This is a genomic window from Embleya sp. NBC_00896, assembly GCF_045207785.1.
Classification (GTDB): Bacteria; Actinomycetota; Actinomycetes; order Streptomycetales; family Streptomycetaceae; genus Embleya.
Genome location: NZ_CP108776.1, coordinates 477,375 through 493,090 on the forward strand (window position 1 = coordinate 477,375; position 15,716 = coordinate 493,090).

Annotated in this window: 16 protein-coding genes and 1 pseudogene; 13 read left to right on the forward strand and 4 right to left on the reverse strand. The window is 72.6% G+C overall.

The window, feature by feature from the left end:
- Positions 1-84 precede the first annotated feature (84 nt).
- A complete protein-coding gene (locus tag OG928_RS02085; RefSeq protein ID WP_406278267.1) occupies positions 85-510 on the reverse strand; it encodes a DUF4267 domain-containing protein in 426 nt (141 codons plus the stop codon).
- Between the two features lie 237 nt (positions 511-747).
- Between OG928_RS02085 and OG928_RS02090 the strand changes: the two are divergent.
- Both OG928_RS02090 and OG928_RS02095 read left to right on the forward strand, forming a co-directional pair.
- A pseudogene (locus OG928_RS02090) lies at positions 748-933 on the forward strand (TetR family transcriptional regulator); the annotation flags it as partial.
- A 401-nt stretch (positions 934-1,334) separates the two neighbouring features.
- Positions 1,335-2,216 carry a class I SAM-dependent methyltransferase gene (locus tag OG928_RS02095; RefSeq protein WP_406278270.1) on the forward strand — a complete coding sequence of 294 codons (882 nt, stop codon included), beginning with the start codon at positions 1,335-1,337 and terminating at the stop codon, positions 2,214-2,216.
- Between the two features lie 39 nt (positions 2,217-2,255).
- Here the strand turns inward: OG928_RS02095 and OG928_RS02100 are convergent, their stop codons facing one another.
- Positions 2,256-3,833, reverse strand: a complete 1,578-nt coding sequence (locus OG928_RS02100; protein ID WP_406290720.1) for an MFS transporter — start codon at positions 3,831-3,833, stop codon at positions 2,256-2,258.
- Positions 3,834-4,129: 296 nt separating this feature from the next.
- On the opposite strand from OG928_RS02100, the gene OG928_RS02105 reads away from it, so the two are divergent.
- The gene (locus tag OG928_RS02105; protein WP_406278273.1) at positions 4,130-5,095 is read left to right on the forward strand and encodes a TetR/AcrR family transcriptional regulator C-terminal domain-containing protein; all 966 of its coding nucleotides are present in this window, start codon (positions 4,130-4,132) and stop codon (positions 5,093-5,095) included.
- A gap of 158 nt (positions 5,096-5,253) precedes the next feature.
- On the opposite strand, the gene OG928_RS02110 is transcribed toward OG928_RS02105, so the two are convergent.
- Entirely contained in the window at positions 5,254-5,682 is a 429-nt protein-coding gene (locus tag OG928_RS02110) for a response regulator (protein ID WP_406278276.1), read from the reverse strand.
- Between the two features lie 298 nt (positions 5,683-5,980).
- Between OG928_RS02110 and OG928_RS02115 the strand changes: the two genes are divergently transcribed.
- The 9 genes from OG928_RS02115 (at position 5,981) to OG928_RS02155 (ending at position 14,226) form a co-directional block, all read left to right on the forward strand.
- On the forward strand, positions 5,981-6,580 hold the full coding sequence (locus tag OG928_RS02115; RefSeq protein ID WP_406278279.1) for a class I SAM-dependent methyltransferase: 600 nt from the start codon (positions 5,981-5,983) through the stop codon (positions 6,578-6,580).
- 64 nt (positions 6,581-6,644) lie between these two features.
- The gene (locus OG928_RS02120; RefSeq protein ID WP_406278282.1) at positions 6,645-7,433 is read left to right on the forward strand and encodes an SGNH/GDSL hydrolase family protein; all 789 of its coding nucleotides are present in this window, start codon (positions 6,645-6,647) and stop codon (positions 7,431-7,433) included.
- Positions 7,424-8,062, forward strand: a complete 639-nt coding sequence (locus tag OG928_RS02125; protein ID WP_406278285.1) for a pentapeptide repeat-containing protein — start codon at positions 7,424-7,426, stop codon at positions 8,060-8,062. The genes OG928_RS02120 and OG928_RS02125 overlap by 10 nt, the downstream gene beginning before the upstream one ends.
- 107 nt (positions 8,063-8,169) lie before the next feature.
- Positions 8,170-9,015, forward strand: coding sequence for a siderophore-interacting protein (locus OG928_RS02130; RefSeq protein WP_406278288.1), 846 nt, complete (start codon positions 8,170-8,172; stop codon positions 9,013-9,015).
- 158 nt (positions 9,016-9,173) lie between these two features.
- Positions 9,174-10,634, forward strand: coding sequence for a M1 family metallopeptidase (locus tag OG928_RS02135; RefSeq protein ID WP_406278291.1), 1,461 nt, complete (start codon positions 9,174-9,176; stop codon positions 10,632-10,634).
- 192 nt (positions 10,635-10,826) lie between these two features.
- Positions 10,827-12,134 (forward strand): MFS transporter, encoded by a 1,308-nt coding sequence (locus OG928_RS02140; RefSeq protein ID WP_406278294.1) that lies wholly within the window; start codon positions 10,827-10,829, stop codon positions 12,132-12,134.
- A gap of 74 nt (positions 12,135-12,208) precedes the next feature.
- The gene (locus OG928_RS02145) at positions 12,209-12,691 is read left to right on the forward strand and encodes a TetR/AcrR family transcriptional regulator (protein ID WP_406278297.1); all 483 of its coding nucleotides are present in this window, start codon (positions 12,209-12,211) and stop codon (positions 12,689-12,691) included.
- A gap of 141 nt (positions 12,692-12,832) precedes the next feature.
- Positions 12,833-13,759, forward strand: a complete 927-nt coding sequence (locus OG928_RS02150) for a 4-hydroxy-tetrahydrodipicolinate synthase family protein (protein WP_406278300.1) — start codon at positions 12,833-12,835, stop codon at positions 13,757-13,759.
- Between the two features lie 41 nt (positions 13,760-13,800).
- On the forward strand, positions 13,801-14,226 hold the full coding sequence (locus OG928_RS02155) for a YchJ family protein (RefSeq protein ID WP_406278303.1): 426 nt from the start codon (positions 13,801-13,803) through the stop codon (positions 14,224-14,226).
- A gap of 13 nt (positions 14,227-14,239) precedes the next feature.
- Here OG928_RS02155 and OG928_RS02160 read toward each other — a convergent pair whose 3' ends face one another.
- Positions 14,240-14,911: a B3/4 domain-containing protein gene (locus tag OG928_RS02160; protein WP_406278306.1), complete on the reverse strand. Its 672-nt coding sequence runs from the start codon at positions 14,909-14,911 to the stop codon at positions 14,240-14,242.
- Between the two features lie 47 nt (positions 14,912-14,958).
- Here OG928_RS02160 and OG928_RS02165 point away from each other — a divergent pair, with 47 nt between their 5' ends.
- Complete coding sequence (locus OG928_RS02165; protein ID WP_406278309.1) at positions 14,959-15,567, forward strand: helix-turn-helix domain-containing protein; 609 nt, start codon at positions 14,959-14,961, stop codon at positions 15,565-15,567.
- Positions 15,568-15,716: the final 149 nt, after the last annotated feature.

The window sequence follows — 15,716 nt, forward strand, 5'->3', positions numbered from 1 at the left end:
GACTGTTATGTACGTCAATGCCCCTGCGCCTCACCTTTCCCGGCAGGCGCTGACAGGCGAATGCCGACACGCGCCAAGGTGGCGTTAGGCGGGCTGCGGGGCGGGCGTTGCCGGAGCGGGCGTGGCCTTGCGGGTCTCGCGCATTATCAGCAGGCCGTTGACCACCATCAGTGTCGCGGTCAGGCAGTGGACGCCGAGCGCGGTGGCCACGGAGCCGTGGTGGGCCAGCACGTTGGTCATGTCGCCGTACGCTGCGAGGGCCTCCACCAGCAGCACCCAGCCCAGCGCCCGGCGGTGGCCCGTCACCAGCAGGATGCCCAGGACCAGGGCCAAGACGACGTCGCGGATTCCCTTGATGATCAGAAAGCCGTCGCCGTCGCCGGACGGCCAGTTCGGCAGGCCGTAGCCCGGCGCCGTCGTCTCCGGGCTCAGGATGTACTCCGTCCCGAACCAGAGGATGAAGAGGATGAAGACGGCGGCCAGGACGGTGTTGATCTTCTTCAGCGACATGGTTCTTCTCCTTGCGAGTCTTCGTCGGCTTGGTGAGCTTCGTGGAGCTTGCCGAGTCGTGTGGGGCCTGATCAGGCCGCGTGGACGCGGCTGATCGAGGGGCGTGGCTTGCCGGGATCACAGTTGTGGGATTCGAGCGGCAGCCGCATTCCCGAATGTCGGGATTTCGGTGGTCAGCCCCCGGGGGGCGGGGATTGTGCGTCACCGGCGCGGCGTCGGCCCGCGGGGTCGGAAATGGACGCCTTCGCCGCGCTGATGGAGAGCCTGGGCGAGGTCGCCGGGAACGGCATCGACCCGGGGCTGTTCACCGAGGCGTTCTGGGCGTCCCTGCACGGGCTCGCCACCCTGACCCGCACGGGCCGCCTGCTGCCCGCGTACGCCGAGCCGAGGGTGGAGCTGGCGGACCGGCTCGCCATGGTCTGACACACCATCCCGGAAGGCACGCAGCCGAGGCCCTCGGGCCCCGCCGCTGCCTGCCTGCCTGCCGCGAGATCGACCCCGCGTGGGCACGCGATATCCATCTCATGGCCCACGAACGCGGCTTCGCGTCCACGGCCGCGTACATCGCCTGGCTCCAGCTCACGTTGGCCCGCCTGGAAAGCCGCCGTCCCACCTGACGCCTGACGCCCGGCCCGGCCCGGCCCGGCCGCGCGACTCGCTCGCGTCGTCGCCCGCACACCCGTCCGCGGCCGTCCGTCACCCCACCGACCGGCTCCTTCGTGACATCGGCCGGCTCGCCCAGGATTACGGCGCCCACGTCCCGACGTTCTCTCCCGCACCGGATACAAACGCCGCGCCGCGCCCAGCCCCTCGGGAGACCGCCCATGACCATCCACCACGACGACCTCGATCGGGACACCCGAGGAGAGCGCCGGGAACGCGACGCCGAGCTGCACGCCCCCTTCCTCGAACAGGCGGCCGCCCGCCTGCGCGACCTCGCCCTGCACGGCGATCACACCCTCACCCGGGTGGACCGCATCCTCGACATCGGCAGCGGACCCGGCCTCGCCGCCTGCCTGTTCGCCCGCTACTTCCCACGGGCCGAGGTCGTCGCCGTCGACACCACCCGGCACGCGCTGACCCGCGCCGCCGCCCGCGCCCGGCGCGAAGGGCTGCACCACCGCGTCCGCACGCACCACGCCGAGCTCCCCCGAGACCTCGACACGCTCGGTACCGCCGACCTCGTCTGGGCCGCCAACATCGTCCACCACCTCGGCGACCAGCAGCGCGGCCTCGACGTGTTGGCCCGCGCGCTGCGCCCGGGCGGGGTGATCGCGATCGTCGAACGCGGCCTGTCGCCGCGGTTCCTGCCCCGCGACATCGGCATCGGCCGACCCGGCCTGCAGGCCCGCATGGAGGCCGCCGCCGAGGACCGGTTCGCCGACATGCGCGCGGCGCTGCCGGGGGCATGCGCGACCGTCGAGGACTGGCCGGCCATGCTGGCCCGCGCGGGCCTGGTCCCCACCGGCACCCACTCGTTCCTGACCGACCTGCCCTCGCCCCTGGACGCCGCGCCGCGCGAGCACCTGCACGACCACCTGACCCGCCAACGCGTGGCACTCGGCGACCGGTTGGACCCCGAGGACCTGCGCACCCTCGACGCCCTGATCGACCGCGAGGCCGACACGAGCATCCTGTGGCGCCCCGACGCCTTCTACCTCGCCGCCGGCACCATCCACACGGCCCGAGCCTGCGCCCACCGCTGAGCACCGCGATCTCGGCCCGCTCGGCCCGCCCCGCTCGGCTCAGCGGGCCCGAACCACCGACGACTCCGGCGCCGCCTGCGCGCCCGGCCCGCCGGCCGGGTCGCAGCCGCCGGAGCGGGCCGAATCGCCGGATTCACCCGAGCCACCCGAGCCGTCCGGGTCATCGAGCCCTCCGGTGGCGGCCGGCACCGCGCCCGCGACCGGCACCCCGCGCAGGAACTTCGCGCAGTACAGCGCCGCGACCACCATGACCACCGCCGCCCCGATCGCCGCCGAACGCATGCCGTCGCAGAACGCGTCGCGAGCGGCGGCCACCAGGGCGTCGCCGGTGTCGCCGGGCATGCTCGCCGCGACCGCCTGCGCACCGCCCAGGGTCTCGCGGGCCGCCCCGGTCGGCGCGGTGTCGGTCATCGCCCGGTGGTAGACCGCGTCGCCGATCGTGCCCAGCAGGGCCATGCCCAGCGCGCCGCCCAGTTCGCTGCCCGACTCCAACACCGCCGACGCGGCCCCGGCCCGCTCCGGCGGAGCCACGCCCATCGCCATCTCGGTGACCTGCGTCATCACCGCCACCACACCCGCCGCGTACACGGCGGAGCCCGCGAGCAGCAGCCCCAACGACGAGTCCGAGCGCGCGCCGGTGAGCACGAGGAAGCCCACCGCGCCGATCGTGAACCCACCGCACATCACCCACGCCCGGTCCACCCGCCGCGCCAGCATCGTCGCCACCGGCGTGGCCACCGCCACCGCGAGCGAGGGCACCAGGCTCCACAGCGCGGCCTCGAGCGGGCTCATCCCCAACACCGACTGGAGGTATTGGGTGGTGAAGATCGCGAACCCGACGATCGCGAACATCGCCAGCACGTTCGCCACCACCGACCCGCCGAACGCGCGCATCCGCAGCAACTCCAGGTCCAACAGCGGGTGCGCGGCGGTGCGTTGACGCCGCGCGAACAACGCGCCCATCACGAGTCCGAACCCGATGCTCGCGATCGGCGTCGCCGCGACGCCCGAGCGGGCGCACTCCTTGATCCCGTACACCACCGGCAGCACCGTGCCCAGCGACAACACCGCGCCCACCAGGTCGAACGGGCCGTGTGCGGTGCCGCGATGGCGCGGGATGAACACCGGCACCAACAGCAGCAGGATGGCCATCGCCGGCACGTTGATCAGGAAGATCGATCCCCACCAGAAGTGCTCGACCAGCGCCCCGGACAGGATCGGCCCCAGCGAGATCCCGCCGGTCATCACCGCCGTCCAGATCGCGATCGCCGTCCCGCGCTGCTTGGGGTCGTGGAACATGGTGCGGATCAGCGCGAGCGTCGAGGGCATCAGGGCCGCACCGCCGACCCCGAGCAGCGCACGGGCCACGATCAGCCCCTCGGCACTCTGCGCGTACGCCGCCGCCAGCGAGGCTCCGGCGAACAGCACGGCCCCCGTCAGCAGCAACCGGCGCCGGCCGATCCGGTCCCCCAGCGCGCCCATCACGATGAGCAGGCCCGAGAGCACGAACCCGTACATGTCCAGGATCCACAGCTGCTGCGTGCCGGTCGGCTCCAGGGCGCGCCCGATGAAGGGCACCGCGAAGTAGAGCACCGACACGTCCATGCTCACGATCATCAGCGGCAGAAGCAGGACGGCCAGCCCCACCCATTCCCGTCGTCCCGCCCGAGGCGCGGACCCGGGGGTCGCCTCTGTGGATGTCTCGATGCTGGTCACTGGTGCGACTCCCCGATTGAAGCGCCTATACGGCGTACGCTCTGACGCGTACACAGTAAACAGATCGCCGACACCCTGGCAATATCGCCTCACTTCCTTGAAATAAAGCCTTTGCCAAGTAGTGCACCTCAACTAGTGCACTGAAGCGTTGCGAGTGCCATATAGTGCACTCACGGAACGAACGCCAGGGAGGCCCCATGACCCGCGAATCCACCCCCTCCACCCGGATCACCGCCGACCTGCGCCGCCGTATCGAGACGGGCGAACTGCGCCCCGGCGACCGGGTCCCGTCCACGCGCGCCATCACCGCCGAGTGGGGCGTGGCAATGGCCACCGCCACCAGGGCCCTCACCGCCCTGCGCGAAGCCGGCCTGGTCCGCGCCGTCCGCGGCATCGGCACCGTCGTCGCCGAACCCACCGAACCCGCCGTGTCCACCACGCCCACGACGCCCAACGTCGCCATCGCGGTACCGCCCACGCACCCCCCGCGCACGGACGCCGAGCTCACCCGCGCCCGCGTGGTCGCCGCCGCCATCGCCATCGCCGACGAACGCGGCCTGGCCGCGGTCTCCATGCGCCAGATCGCCGCCGACCTGGGCGTCGCCGCGATGACGCTGTACCGGCACGTCCCCGGCAAGGACGACCTGCTCGCCGCGATGGCCGACACCGTCTTCGCCGAGGCGCCGCTCCCCTCGCCGAGGCGGATCGGCTGGCGCGCCCGCCTGGAGACCTCCTGCCGGCTCCAATGGGCGATGTACCGCGCCCATCCCTGGCTCGCCCAGGCGATGTCGATGACCAGGCCGCTGCCCACCGCGCGCGGCATGGCGCACGTCGAATGGGCGATGGCGGAGTTCCGGGAGCTGCCGCCCCGCGTGATGATCCACATCGCCGTCACGATGCTCAACTACGTGCGCGGCACCGCCATCAACATCGGCACCGAGTTCGAGGCCGAACGGGCCACCGGCATCTCCAGCGAGCAGTGGATGAAGGCGCAGGAGGCCACCATGGAACTCATCCTGCGTTCCGGCCACTTCCCGATGTACGCCGCCGCCCTCACCGACCCTGACCTCGACCTCGATCTGGACTCGTTGTTCGGCTTCGGCCTGGAACGCCTCCTGGACGGCGTCGCCACGCTCGTCGCCACGCACACCCCCGACGCCTGAGCCGGCCGCGCCGGCCCCGCCCCGGGCACGGCGAAGTCCCGGGCCCCGCCGTCATCGACGACCGGGACCCGGGACTCCCGAGCTCAGTACCACCGCGGCATCGCGGCATCACGCGTCGCGGCACGCCGGCGGCGCGTCGTGCGCCGCCTCGCGCCCGCTTACGTCCGCGGCAGCGTCACCAGCCCCAGGAAGAAGTCGTCGATCCCGCGGACCGTCTCCAGGAACGACTCCAACTCCACCGGCTTGGTCACGAAGGCGTTCGCGTGCAGGTCGTAGCTGCGCCGCACGTCGTCCGGCGCCGCCGACGTGGTCAACACGACCACCGGGATCGTCCGCCACCGCTCCTCGGCCTTCATCGCCGACAGGAACTCCCGCCCGTCCATCCGCGGCATGTTCAGATCCAGGATCACCAGGTCGGGCCGCTGCCGGGTGCGCAACCACTCCAACGCCTCCAGGCCGTCCGCGACCCGACACAACGCGTGTCCTTGTGCCCGATCGAGCAGCGCCTCCTCGATCATCAGCGCGTCACCCGGATCGTCCTCCACCAACAGGATCGTCAGCGCTCGCGGCATCGCGGTCTGGCTCATCGCACCACTTTCCGATCACGGTCCCGGTCGACCCACCCACGCGACCGACACCCAACCACCCGACCATGCTGAGATCCCACCTCGGCGCGCCCGAACCACAGGCCCACACCCGAAGGCTAACGCCCCACCCCCATGGCGCAGCAGAGCCCACCGCGCGCGCCGCCCTTCCTTGACGCCGTCCACGGCATGGCGCATCGTGGGGCGTCGATCACACTCGGCGACAGTCCGGTCGGGATCGGCAACCGGAATCGGCAACCCGCCCGGCCCGGCTCGACACCCAGGGGGAGACACCATGCGGATGAACTCCATCGAGAAGGCCGTCGTCGCCAGCCCGCTGCGCCGCGCACCGCAGATCTGGTACGAGACACCCCTGCTGCTGCGCCTGGGCGGCGCCCTCGACCCCGGTGCCCACGCCCTGGAGATCGGCTGCGGGACGGGCAAGGGCATCGACCTGATCCTGAACCGCTTCGGCGCGCACCGCGTCGACGGCATCGACCTCGACGCCGGCTCGCTCGCCAAGGCCCGCCGCCGCTGGCACGGCAACAGCCGGGTCGCCCTCGTCGAAGGCTCGGCCACCGACCTGCGCGCGACCATCGGCGCCGAGGACGCGAGCTACGACGCCGTGTTCGACTTCGCGATCGTCCACCACATCCCGGACTGGCGCGCCTGCCTCGCCGAGATCGGTCGGGTGCTGCGTCCCGGCGGGCGCTTCTACTTCTCCGAGATGACCGCCCGTGCCCTGGCCCGCCCCAGCCTCGCCCTCCTCTTCGACCACCCCACCGAGGACCGCTTCGGCGACCGGGACTTCCTCGCCGAACTCCCCCGCCACGGCATGGACGTCCTGGGCTCCAAGTCCCTCCTCGGCGACTACTTCTTCGGCGTCGCGCGCCGCCACTGACCGACCCGCCGCACCACCCCGCCGCACCGGCCCGGCCGCCGTCGGCGGCTAAGATTTTCCGGCCATGAGCACACCGCACACACCCCCGCGCCCCACCTTCGAGACCTTCGTCGCGGTCGGCGACTCGTTCACCGAAGGCATGTCCGACCTCGCCCCCGACGGCGGCTACCGCGGCTGGGCCGACCTGCTCGCCACCCGGCTGGCGGCCGACACCCCGACGCTGCGCTACGCCAACCTCGCGGTGCGCGGCAAACTCATCCGCCAGATCGCCGACGAGCAGGTCGACACCGCCGCCGCCCTGGGCGGCGACCTGATCACCCTCGCCGGCGGCCTCAACGACGTCCTGCGCCCGCGCTGCGATGTCGCCGCCGTGTGCGCGGTCTTCGAGGAGGCCGCCGCCAAACTCGCCGCCGGCGGCGGGCACCTCGTCCTGTTCCGCAGCACCGACCCCACCCGCAGGCTCCGTTCCTCCGCCCGCCTGATGCCCCGGATCGAACAACTCGTCGGCTTCGTCGACACCGTCGCCGCCCGCCACGGGGCCACCGTCGTCGACCTGTTCACCGCCCGCGTCTTCGACGACCCGCGCATGTGGGCCGACGACCGCCTGCACCTGTCCACCGAAGGCCACCGCCGCGTCGCCGAGGCCACCGCGCAAGCCCTGGGCCTGCCGGCCGAAGACGACTGGCGCGCACCGCTGCCGGCGGCCGTCCCCGCCGCCTGGGCCGACCGCCGCCGCGCCGACGCCCGCTGGGCACGCACCCACCTGGGTCCCTGGTTGGCCCGCCGCGCCACCGGCCGCTCCTCCGGCGACGGCCGCGCACCCAAACGATCGGACCTCGCCCCATGGCAGTGACCGAGCACCTGGCCGACCTGCCCTGGGCACAGCACCTCACCCCCGCCGAGCTTCCGCTCGAACCGGACGGCGACCACGACGGCGTCCACTTCGACCGGGTCGAACTCGACGGATCCGGCGGCGGCCGCTTCATCGAGTGCGCCTTCACCAACAGCACCCTCGCCGCCGGCCGCTACCGTCGCTCCCGGCTTTCCGACGTCTGGCTCGCCGACGTCCGCGTCGTCGGCGCCGACCTCGCCGAAACCGCGTGGGTGGACGCGACGTTCCTGCGCTCCGTCGTCGCCGGCGTCCAGGCCTTCGGCTCCACCTGGCGCCGGATCGCCTTCCAGGGCTGCAAACTCGACTCCGTCAATCTGCGCGAGGCCCACCTCACCGACGTGGTCTTCCAGGACTGCCTCCTGCGCGACCCCGACCTCGCCGGCGCCAAGCTCACCCGGGTCACCTTCCCCGGCACCCGGATCACCGGTGCCGTCCTGGACAAGGCCACGCTGACCGGCTGCGACCTGCGCGGCGCCGAACTCGGCATCGCCTCCGGTCACGCCGCCCTCAAGGGCACCACCATCGACACCGGCCAACTCTTCGACCTCGCCCCGCACCTGGCGCAGCACCTCGGCATCACCGTCACCTGAACGAAGCGGTACACCGCCGGGCCGGGACGGGTACACCCCCGGGGAACACCCCGCGCCTCCACCAGTTAGGTTTACCTAAGTCGCACAGTGCAGGTGAGGAGAACCCCATGGCGGAACGTCCCGTACGCAAGACCCGCAAACTCATCGAACTCCAGGTCCGCAGCGCCGAATCGGTCGGCCCCCACCTGATCCGCATCGTCGCCGGCGGTGACGGATACCGACACTTCACCGACAACGGCTACACCGACGCCTACGTCAAGGTGCTCTTCCCGCTGCCCGAGGTCGCCTACCCCGAGCCGTTCGACATGGAGACCATCCGCGCCGAACTCCCGCGCGAGGACTGGCCGCGCACCCGGACGTACACGGTCCGCGCGAACAACCCGCGCACCGGCGAACTGACCATCGACTTCGTCCACCACGGCGACGAGGGCCTCGCCGGCCCGTGGGCCGCCCGCGCCAAGCCCGGCGACACGCTCCGGCTGATCGGCCCCGGCGGCGCCTACGCCCCCGACCCCGAAGCGGACTGGCACCTGTTCATCGGCGACGAGAGCGCGTACCCGGCCATCAGCGCCTCGCTCGAACGCCTCCCCGCCGCCGCCAAGGCGATCGCCCTCCTCGAGGTCGGCACCGCGGCCGAGGCCCCCACCGGCACCCTCCCCGCCACCCACCCCGACCTCGACCTCGCCACCACGTGGATCACCCGCGACGCCGGCCCCACCCTCCTGGACGCCCTGCGCGCCCTCGACTTCCCGACCGGCCGCGTACACGCGTTCGTGCACGGCGAGGCCGGCGTCGTCAAGGAGATCCGCCGACACCTCGTCGACGACCGCGGCGTGGACCGCACCCACATCTCCTTCTCCGGCTACTGGCGCAAGGGCCGCGACGAGGACGGCTTCCAGGCCGACAAGGCCGCCGAAAAGGCAGCCGAACGCGACACCGAACAACCCGCCTGACCCACCCGCCCGACCCACCGCGCTCCGACAACCCACGGCGACACACCGCGGCCCGGGACCCCACGAAGAGGCCCCGGGCCGCGACGCCTGTCGCCACCCGAGTGAAAGCTGCGTGGCGGGGCTACCGTGAGCGAGCGGGCCGGCACAGGGTGGTGTCCATGAGACGTCCATCCCACACCGTCATCGCCGTCGCGGCGGCCATCGCCCTCACCGCGGCCGCCGCCCCGACCGCGCAGGCCGGCAACCCCTCGGGCGGCACACCCACCCCCGGCGCCCCCGGCATCGGCGACCCGCTCTTCCCCGGCAGCGGCAACGGCGGCTACCGCGCCGACCACTACACCCTCGACTTCGACTGGCAGGCGCCCGCAACCGCGTTCCCCGCCACCACCACCATCGAGGCCACCGCCACCCAGGCGCTCTCCCGGTTCAACCTCGACTTCGCCGGCAACACCCTGCTCCGCGTCACGGTCGACGGCAGGCCCGCCATCACCGCGCGCGAAGGCGACGAACTCGTCGTCACCCCGGCCCGATCGCTGCGCAAGGGCCACAAGTTCACGGTCCGCGTCGACTACACCGCCGACCCCACCCAACAGCGCCACCGCGACGACGCCATCGAGACCTTCGGCTGGATCCCCACCCCCGACGGCACCGTGATCTACCCGCAGCCCGACGGCGCCAAGATGATCTTCCCCGGCAACGACCACCCCAGCCTGCGTGCCCGCACCACCGTGAACATCACCGCCGCCGACGAGCTCACCGCGCTGTCCAACGGCACCCTCACCCACAAGCGCCGCGCCGCCCCCGGCCGCACCCGCTGGACATACGACAGCCGCCAGCCGGTCGCCGGCCAGCTCTTCCAACTCGCGGTCGGCAAGTACACGCTCATCGACAGCACCGCCCCCGACGGCACCAAGCTCCGCGACGCCGTCCCGCCGTCCCTGGTCGACCAGGTCGAGCAGTACCGCACCCTCACCCCGCGCCACCTCGAGTGGGTCAAGAACAAGCTCGGCCCCTACCCCTTCGACAGCTACGGCCTGCTCGTCGCGGACACCGACCTCGGCGTCGCCCTGGAGACGCAGACCCTGTCGCTGGTCCCCAAGGCCGACCTGCTCGGCGACAAGGTCAACGCCGAACGCAACATGGTGCACGAGCTCGTCCACCAGTGGACCGGCGACAGCGTCGCCATCGAGCGGTGGGCCGACCTGTGGCTCAGCGAGGGCCACGCCCGCTACTACGAGCGGCTGTACAGCGAGGAGAACGGCGGCGCCAACTTCGAGGCCCTGATGCGCGAGGCCTACCGCCAGCACGACATCTGGCGCCGCGACGCCGGCGCCCCGGCCGAGCCCACCGAGCCCAACCTGTTCAAGCGGATGCGCTACGACGGCTCGGCCCTGGTCTTCTACGCGTTGCGCGCCGAGGTCGGCGACGACACCTTCGCCAAAATCGAACGCGCCTGGGCCACCCGCGAGCGCGGCCGCGCCGCGAGCACCGCCGACTACATCGCACTCGCGTCCAAGGTCGCCAACCGCGACCTCGCCCCGTTCCTCAACGCCTGGGTGTACGGCCCGAAGACGCCCGCGATGCCGGGCCACCCCGACTGGACCGTCGACCCGGCCTGACCGCACCACGCGAGCACCACGCGGCGGCCGGCCACCCGCCGGCCGCCGCCCCCATGCGTCCCGCCCACACCCCGCCCGCGTGACCGCGCAAACCCGCCCTCGCTCCCCCACGAATCCGGCTTGGCGCAGCGGATTACCCGTGATAGAAACTGGAACGAACGTCCCACTTTTTTTCTATCGACGGGAACTCCCGTGCGCAACCCCTACCGCGACATCTTCAGGGCCCCCGGGGCCAAGGGATTCTCGGCAGCCGGATTCATCGCCCGCCTGCCCATGTCGATGACCGGCATCGGCATCGTCACGATGGTCTCCGAGCTGCGCGGCGAGTACGGCCTCGCCGGTGCGGTCGTGGCCACCTTCGCCATCGCGACCGCCCTGATCGCCCCGCAGATCTCGCGCGTGGTCGACCGCTACGGCCAGGGCCGGATTCTCGTCCCCGCCACCGCCGTCAGCGTCGTGTCCCTGGGCGCCCTGCTGCTCTGCGCCCGCTACGACGCCCCGTCCTGGACGCTGTTCGTGTGCGCGATCCCCGCCGGCTGCATGCCGAGCATGGGCGCCATGGTGCGGGCCCGCTGGCTCGTCCTCTACCGCGGCTCGCCCCACCTGCACACCGCGTTCTCCTTCGAGTCCGTCGTCGACGAACTGTGCTACATCGTCGGCCCGATCATCTCCGTGCAGCTCTCCGTCTCGGCCTTCCCGGAGGCCGGCCCGCTCGCCGCCATGGTCTTCTTCACCATCGGCATCCTGCTCTTCAGCACCCAACGCCGCACCGAGCCCCCGCTCCACCCCCGCACCGCGGGCAAGGCCACGTCGGTGATGCGCATCGGCGGACTCCAGGTCCTCGTCGTCACGCTGATCGCCATCGGCGCCATCTTCGGCACCGTCGACGTGGTCACCATCGCCTTCGCCGAGGAGCACAACCAGCGGGGCGGCGCGAGCTACGTCCTCGCCACCTACGCCGCCGGGTCCTGCCTCGCCGGCATCGCCTTCGGCGCGCTCAAGCTCGCCACCCCGCTGCCGAGGCTGCTGCTGATCAGCGTCGGCCTCAGCGCCGTCACCGTGCTTCCGCTTTTGATCGTCGGCAGTATGCCCGCGCTCGCCGCCGCGGTCTTCGTCGCCGGCATGTCGATCTCGCCGACGATGATCGTCACGCTCAGTCTGGTCGAACGGCTGGTCCCGCCCGCCCGGCTCACCGAGGGCATGACCTGGACCGCCACCGGCCTCGGCATCGGCACGGCCGCGGGGTCCTCGCTCTCCGGAGTGCTCGTCGACCACTTCGGCACCCGCGCCGGCTTCGGCGTCGCCGCGGGCTTCGCCCTGCTCGGGTCGGTCGTCACCGTCGCCGGCTTCCGCGTCCTGTGCCGAACCGCCGCACACGCGAGCGAGACCACCGTCGCGCACAACACCTCGCTGCCGACCGCTACAGCCGTACCCGTACCGGCACCGACGCCCGCCCCCGCGCCCGCACCCACTCCCGCCCGAGAGGGTGGGTCCCACTGAGCGAGGAAACCGTCGACGGCCGCCGAGCCAAGGGCGAACGCCGCCGCCGCGCCCTCATCGAGGCCACCCTGCGCGTGGTCGAGCGCGACGGCGCCGCCGGTGTCAGCCACCGCACCGTCTCGCGCGAGGCAGGCCTGCCGACCAGCGCCTCCACGTACTACTTCGACGGCGTCGACGACCTGCTCACCGCCGCCCTCACGTCGTGCATGACCGAGGACGCCGTCAATGTCCGCGCGATCGCCGCGGCCCCCGGCGACCCCCGACGCACGCTCGCCGAACAGCTCACCCACATCGGCACCTCCCCCGGCCGACTCATCGCCGAGTACGAACTGTTCCTGCTCGCCGCCCGCCGCCCGGAACTGCGCGAGTCCACCGACCACTGGATGGCCGCCGTCACCGACTTCGCGCTGCGCTTCACCACCGATCCCATTCGGGTCCGGGTCTTCGTCGGCGCCCTGGACGGCCTGCTGATCCAGGCCCTGCTGACCGACACGCCCCCGACCACCGACGAATGGGAGGCGATGATCCGCGACCTGCTCCCGGGGCCCTGCCTGTAGGTCCGGGCGCTGTCTGCAAGGGAGTTCCGCATGCAGCCGGGTCGCCGGACCCGGCAGGAAAACGAAATCGGGGCCGACGGCATGGGACCGGTCCGTGAAAATCACTCGAACAAGCCCCCTCGGTACGTCAGGGTCGAGGCCATGACCACCTCCAGCGACACCTCCCGCATCAGCACGCCGGCCCCGCGCGGAATCCTCGTCCCGCTCGTGACCCCCTTCACCGCCGACGGCGAACACGTCGCGCTCGACGCCCTGGAAGGGCTGGCCCACTCCGTACTGGCCGACGGCGCGGTCGGCCTGGTCGCGCTCGGCACCACCGCGGAGGCGGCCACGCTCGACGCCGCCGAGAAGGAGGCGATCCTCGACGTGTGCGCCCGCGTGTGTCGCGAACGCGGCGCGGCGCTGATCGTCGGCGCGGGCACGAACGACACCCGCGCGAGCGTCCACATCCTGCGCGCCTACCGCGACCGCCCCGAGATCACCGGATTCCTCACCCCGGTGCCCTACTTCACCCGCCCGTCCGAGACCGGCGTCGTCGCCCACTTCGCCCGCCTCGCGGCGGACAGTCCCGCACCGCTGATCGTGTACAACGTCCCGTACCGCACCAGCCGCACGATCGGCGTCGAGACCCTGTTGCGGCTCGCCCGGATCCCGCGCGTCGCGGGCGTCAAGCACTCCGTCGGCGCGATCGACCAGGACACGATCGCACTGCTCGCGGCCGACCCCGCGGGCTTCGGGATCTGGGCCGGCGACGACCTGTACCTGTCCCCGCTGCTCGCCCTCGGCGCGACCGGCGGCATCCTCGCCTCGGCACATCTGGCCACCCGGCACTTCGTCGACCTGGTGCACGCCTGGGACGCGGGCGACGCCGCGACCGCGCGCAAGGCCGGTCACCCGCTCGCGACCCTGTCCGCGGCGCTGTTCGCCGAGCCCAACCCGACCGTGATCAAGGGCGTCCTGCACGAACAGGGCCGCATCCCCAGCCCCGCCGTCCGACTGCCCCTGCTGCCGGCCGAATCCGCGTCGGTCGCGGCCGCGGTGGACGCGCTCGCGCGCGTGGAGAAGTAGCCCCGACCGGTGGCGGCGTCCCGGTGGGCCAGAATCGAGGCATGTCTCGACGCACCTCGCGGCCCCGACCGGACGCCGTCACCGCCGCCTCGCCCTGCCCGTGCGGGCTGCCCACCACCTACGGCGACTGCTGCGGAGCGCGCCACGCCGGCTCCCCCGCGCCCACGGCCGAGCTGCTGATGCGCTCGCGCTACAGCGCGTTCGCCGTGGGCGACGAGGCCTACCTGCTGCATACGTGGCATCCCGACACCAGGCCCGCCCGGCTCGACCTCGACGGGCGTACCCGGTGGCTGCGCCTGGAGGTGCACGCGAGCACCGCCGGCGGCCCGTTCCACACCGAGGGCACCGTGGAGTTCACCGCGCACTACCTCGAACGCGGCCACGAGGACGCGCTGCGCGAGCACAGCCGCTTCGTCCGGCACGACGGCGCGTGGGTGTACGTCGGCCCGCTCCCGCTCGCGGGCTGACCCACGCCGGCCGTCAGGCGCCGACCAGCCGGCTCTCGATCCGCACCGACGGGCTCAGGTCGCGCAGCAGCTTGGTCAGGTCCTCGCCGGCCTCGTGCAGCGCGTCCAGGGTCATCGGTTCCAGGCGCTCGAACAGGAACAGCGCCTCGGTGGTGTGCTCGGTGATCCGGGTGCGCACGCACTGCCGCCAGTTCCAGCGCCGGCAGGTGACACCCTCGTCGTCGCACCAGACGACCTCGCCCGGCGCCGGGTGGTCGATCGCGGGCTCGCCGGCTTCGAGCACCTCGAACGGCTCGGTGCCCGCGGCCCGGATCAGCCGGGCCGCGCCGCGATAGCGGGCCAGGTCCTCGCCGCCGACGGGCAGCACGTGCCGAACCGACACCGCGTTGTACAGGTCCACGAGGAGGTTGACCTCGGGCAGGCCGCCGCGGCGCATCAGTGCCTCGACCGAGCAGCGGGTGCGCTGGGGCTTGGCGCCGAAGGCCCGGTACGCCTCCCGCCACGCGACGACGTTGGGGTGCTCCTCGGGCGGCATCGCGGGCAGCGACAGCGTCGCCGCGGCGAGCGCGGCGCGCGAGCGGTCGTCGGTCGGGCCGCCGGGGAGCCCGGTGGCGACGAGCGCGAGGACCACCGCGTCGGGCCGAAGGGCGTGGACCGCCGGGTCGATGGTGATGGACGTGAGCACGTTCGGGTTCTCCTCCGCGAGGACGTCGGTCCATTAGAGTAGACCGCATGGCCCAGAATAATGACCCGTTGGCAGATCCTGGTCAACCCGCCGTCAGCCGCGCGATCGCGGCCAACGTCCGGGCGGCGCGCGCCGCGCACGGGTGGTCCCTCGAAGCGCTCGCGACCCGGAGCGGCCTCAGCAAGGGCGCGCTCGTGGGCGTCGAACAGGGCCGCGGCAACCCGGGCGTGCTCACCCTCGCCCGGATCGCCGACGCCCTCGGCCTGCCGCTGACCGGCCTCGTCGACGGCGCGCCCGCCCCGACCGTCGAGGTCGTACCGCCCGGTGCCGGCACCCGACTGTGGCAGGGCGACCGCGGTGGCCACGGCGACCTGCTGATCGGCAGCGACCCGCCGGTGTCCGCCGAGCTGTGGCGCTGGACGCTGGCCCCCGGCGACGCACACGTCAGCGCGGCCCACGGCGTCGGCGTGCGCGAGCTGGTCACCGTCCTGGACGGCACGCTGACCCTCGACGTGGACGGCGAACGCGTCGACATCCCGTCCGGCGCGTGCGCGCGCTTCGCCGCCGACCGGGCGCACGCGTACCGCAACGAGGGCGAGGCCCCCGCGTGCTTCATCGGGGTGGTCCTGTTGCCGGGCCGCACCGATCCGGGCTGAGCCGCTCGGACCGCCTTTCGAACCCTTGTCGGGCCCTTGTCCGGGGCGGCCTCGGTTGCGATCGTGTACCCGGCACGGAACCCACCGTTCCCGCCGAAGCCGAAGCCGATCCCGAAGCGGAAGCGGAAGCCGAAGCCGAAGCGGAAGCC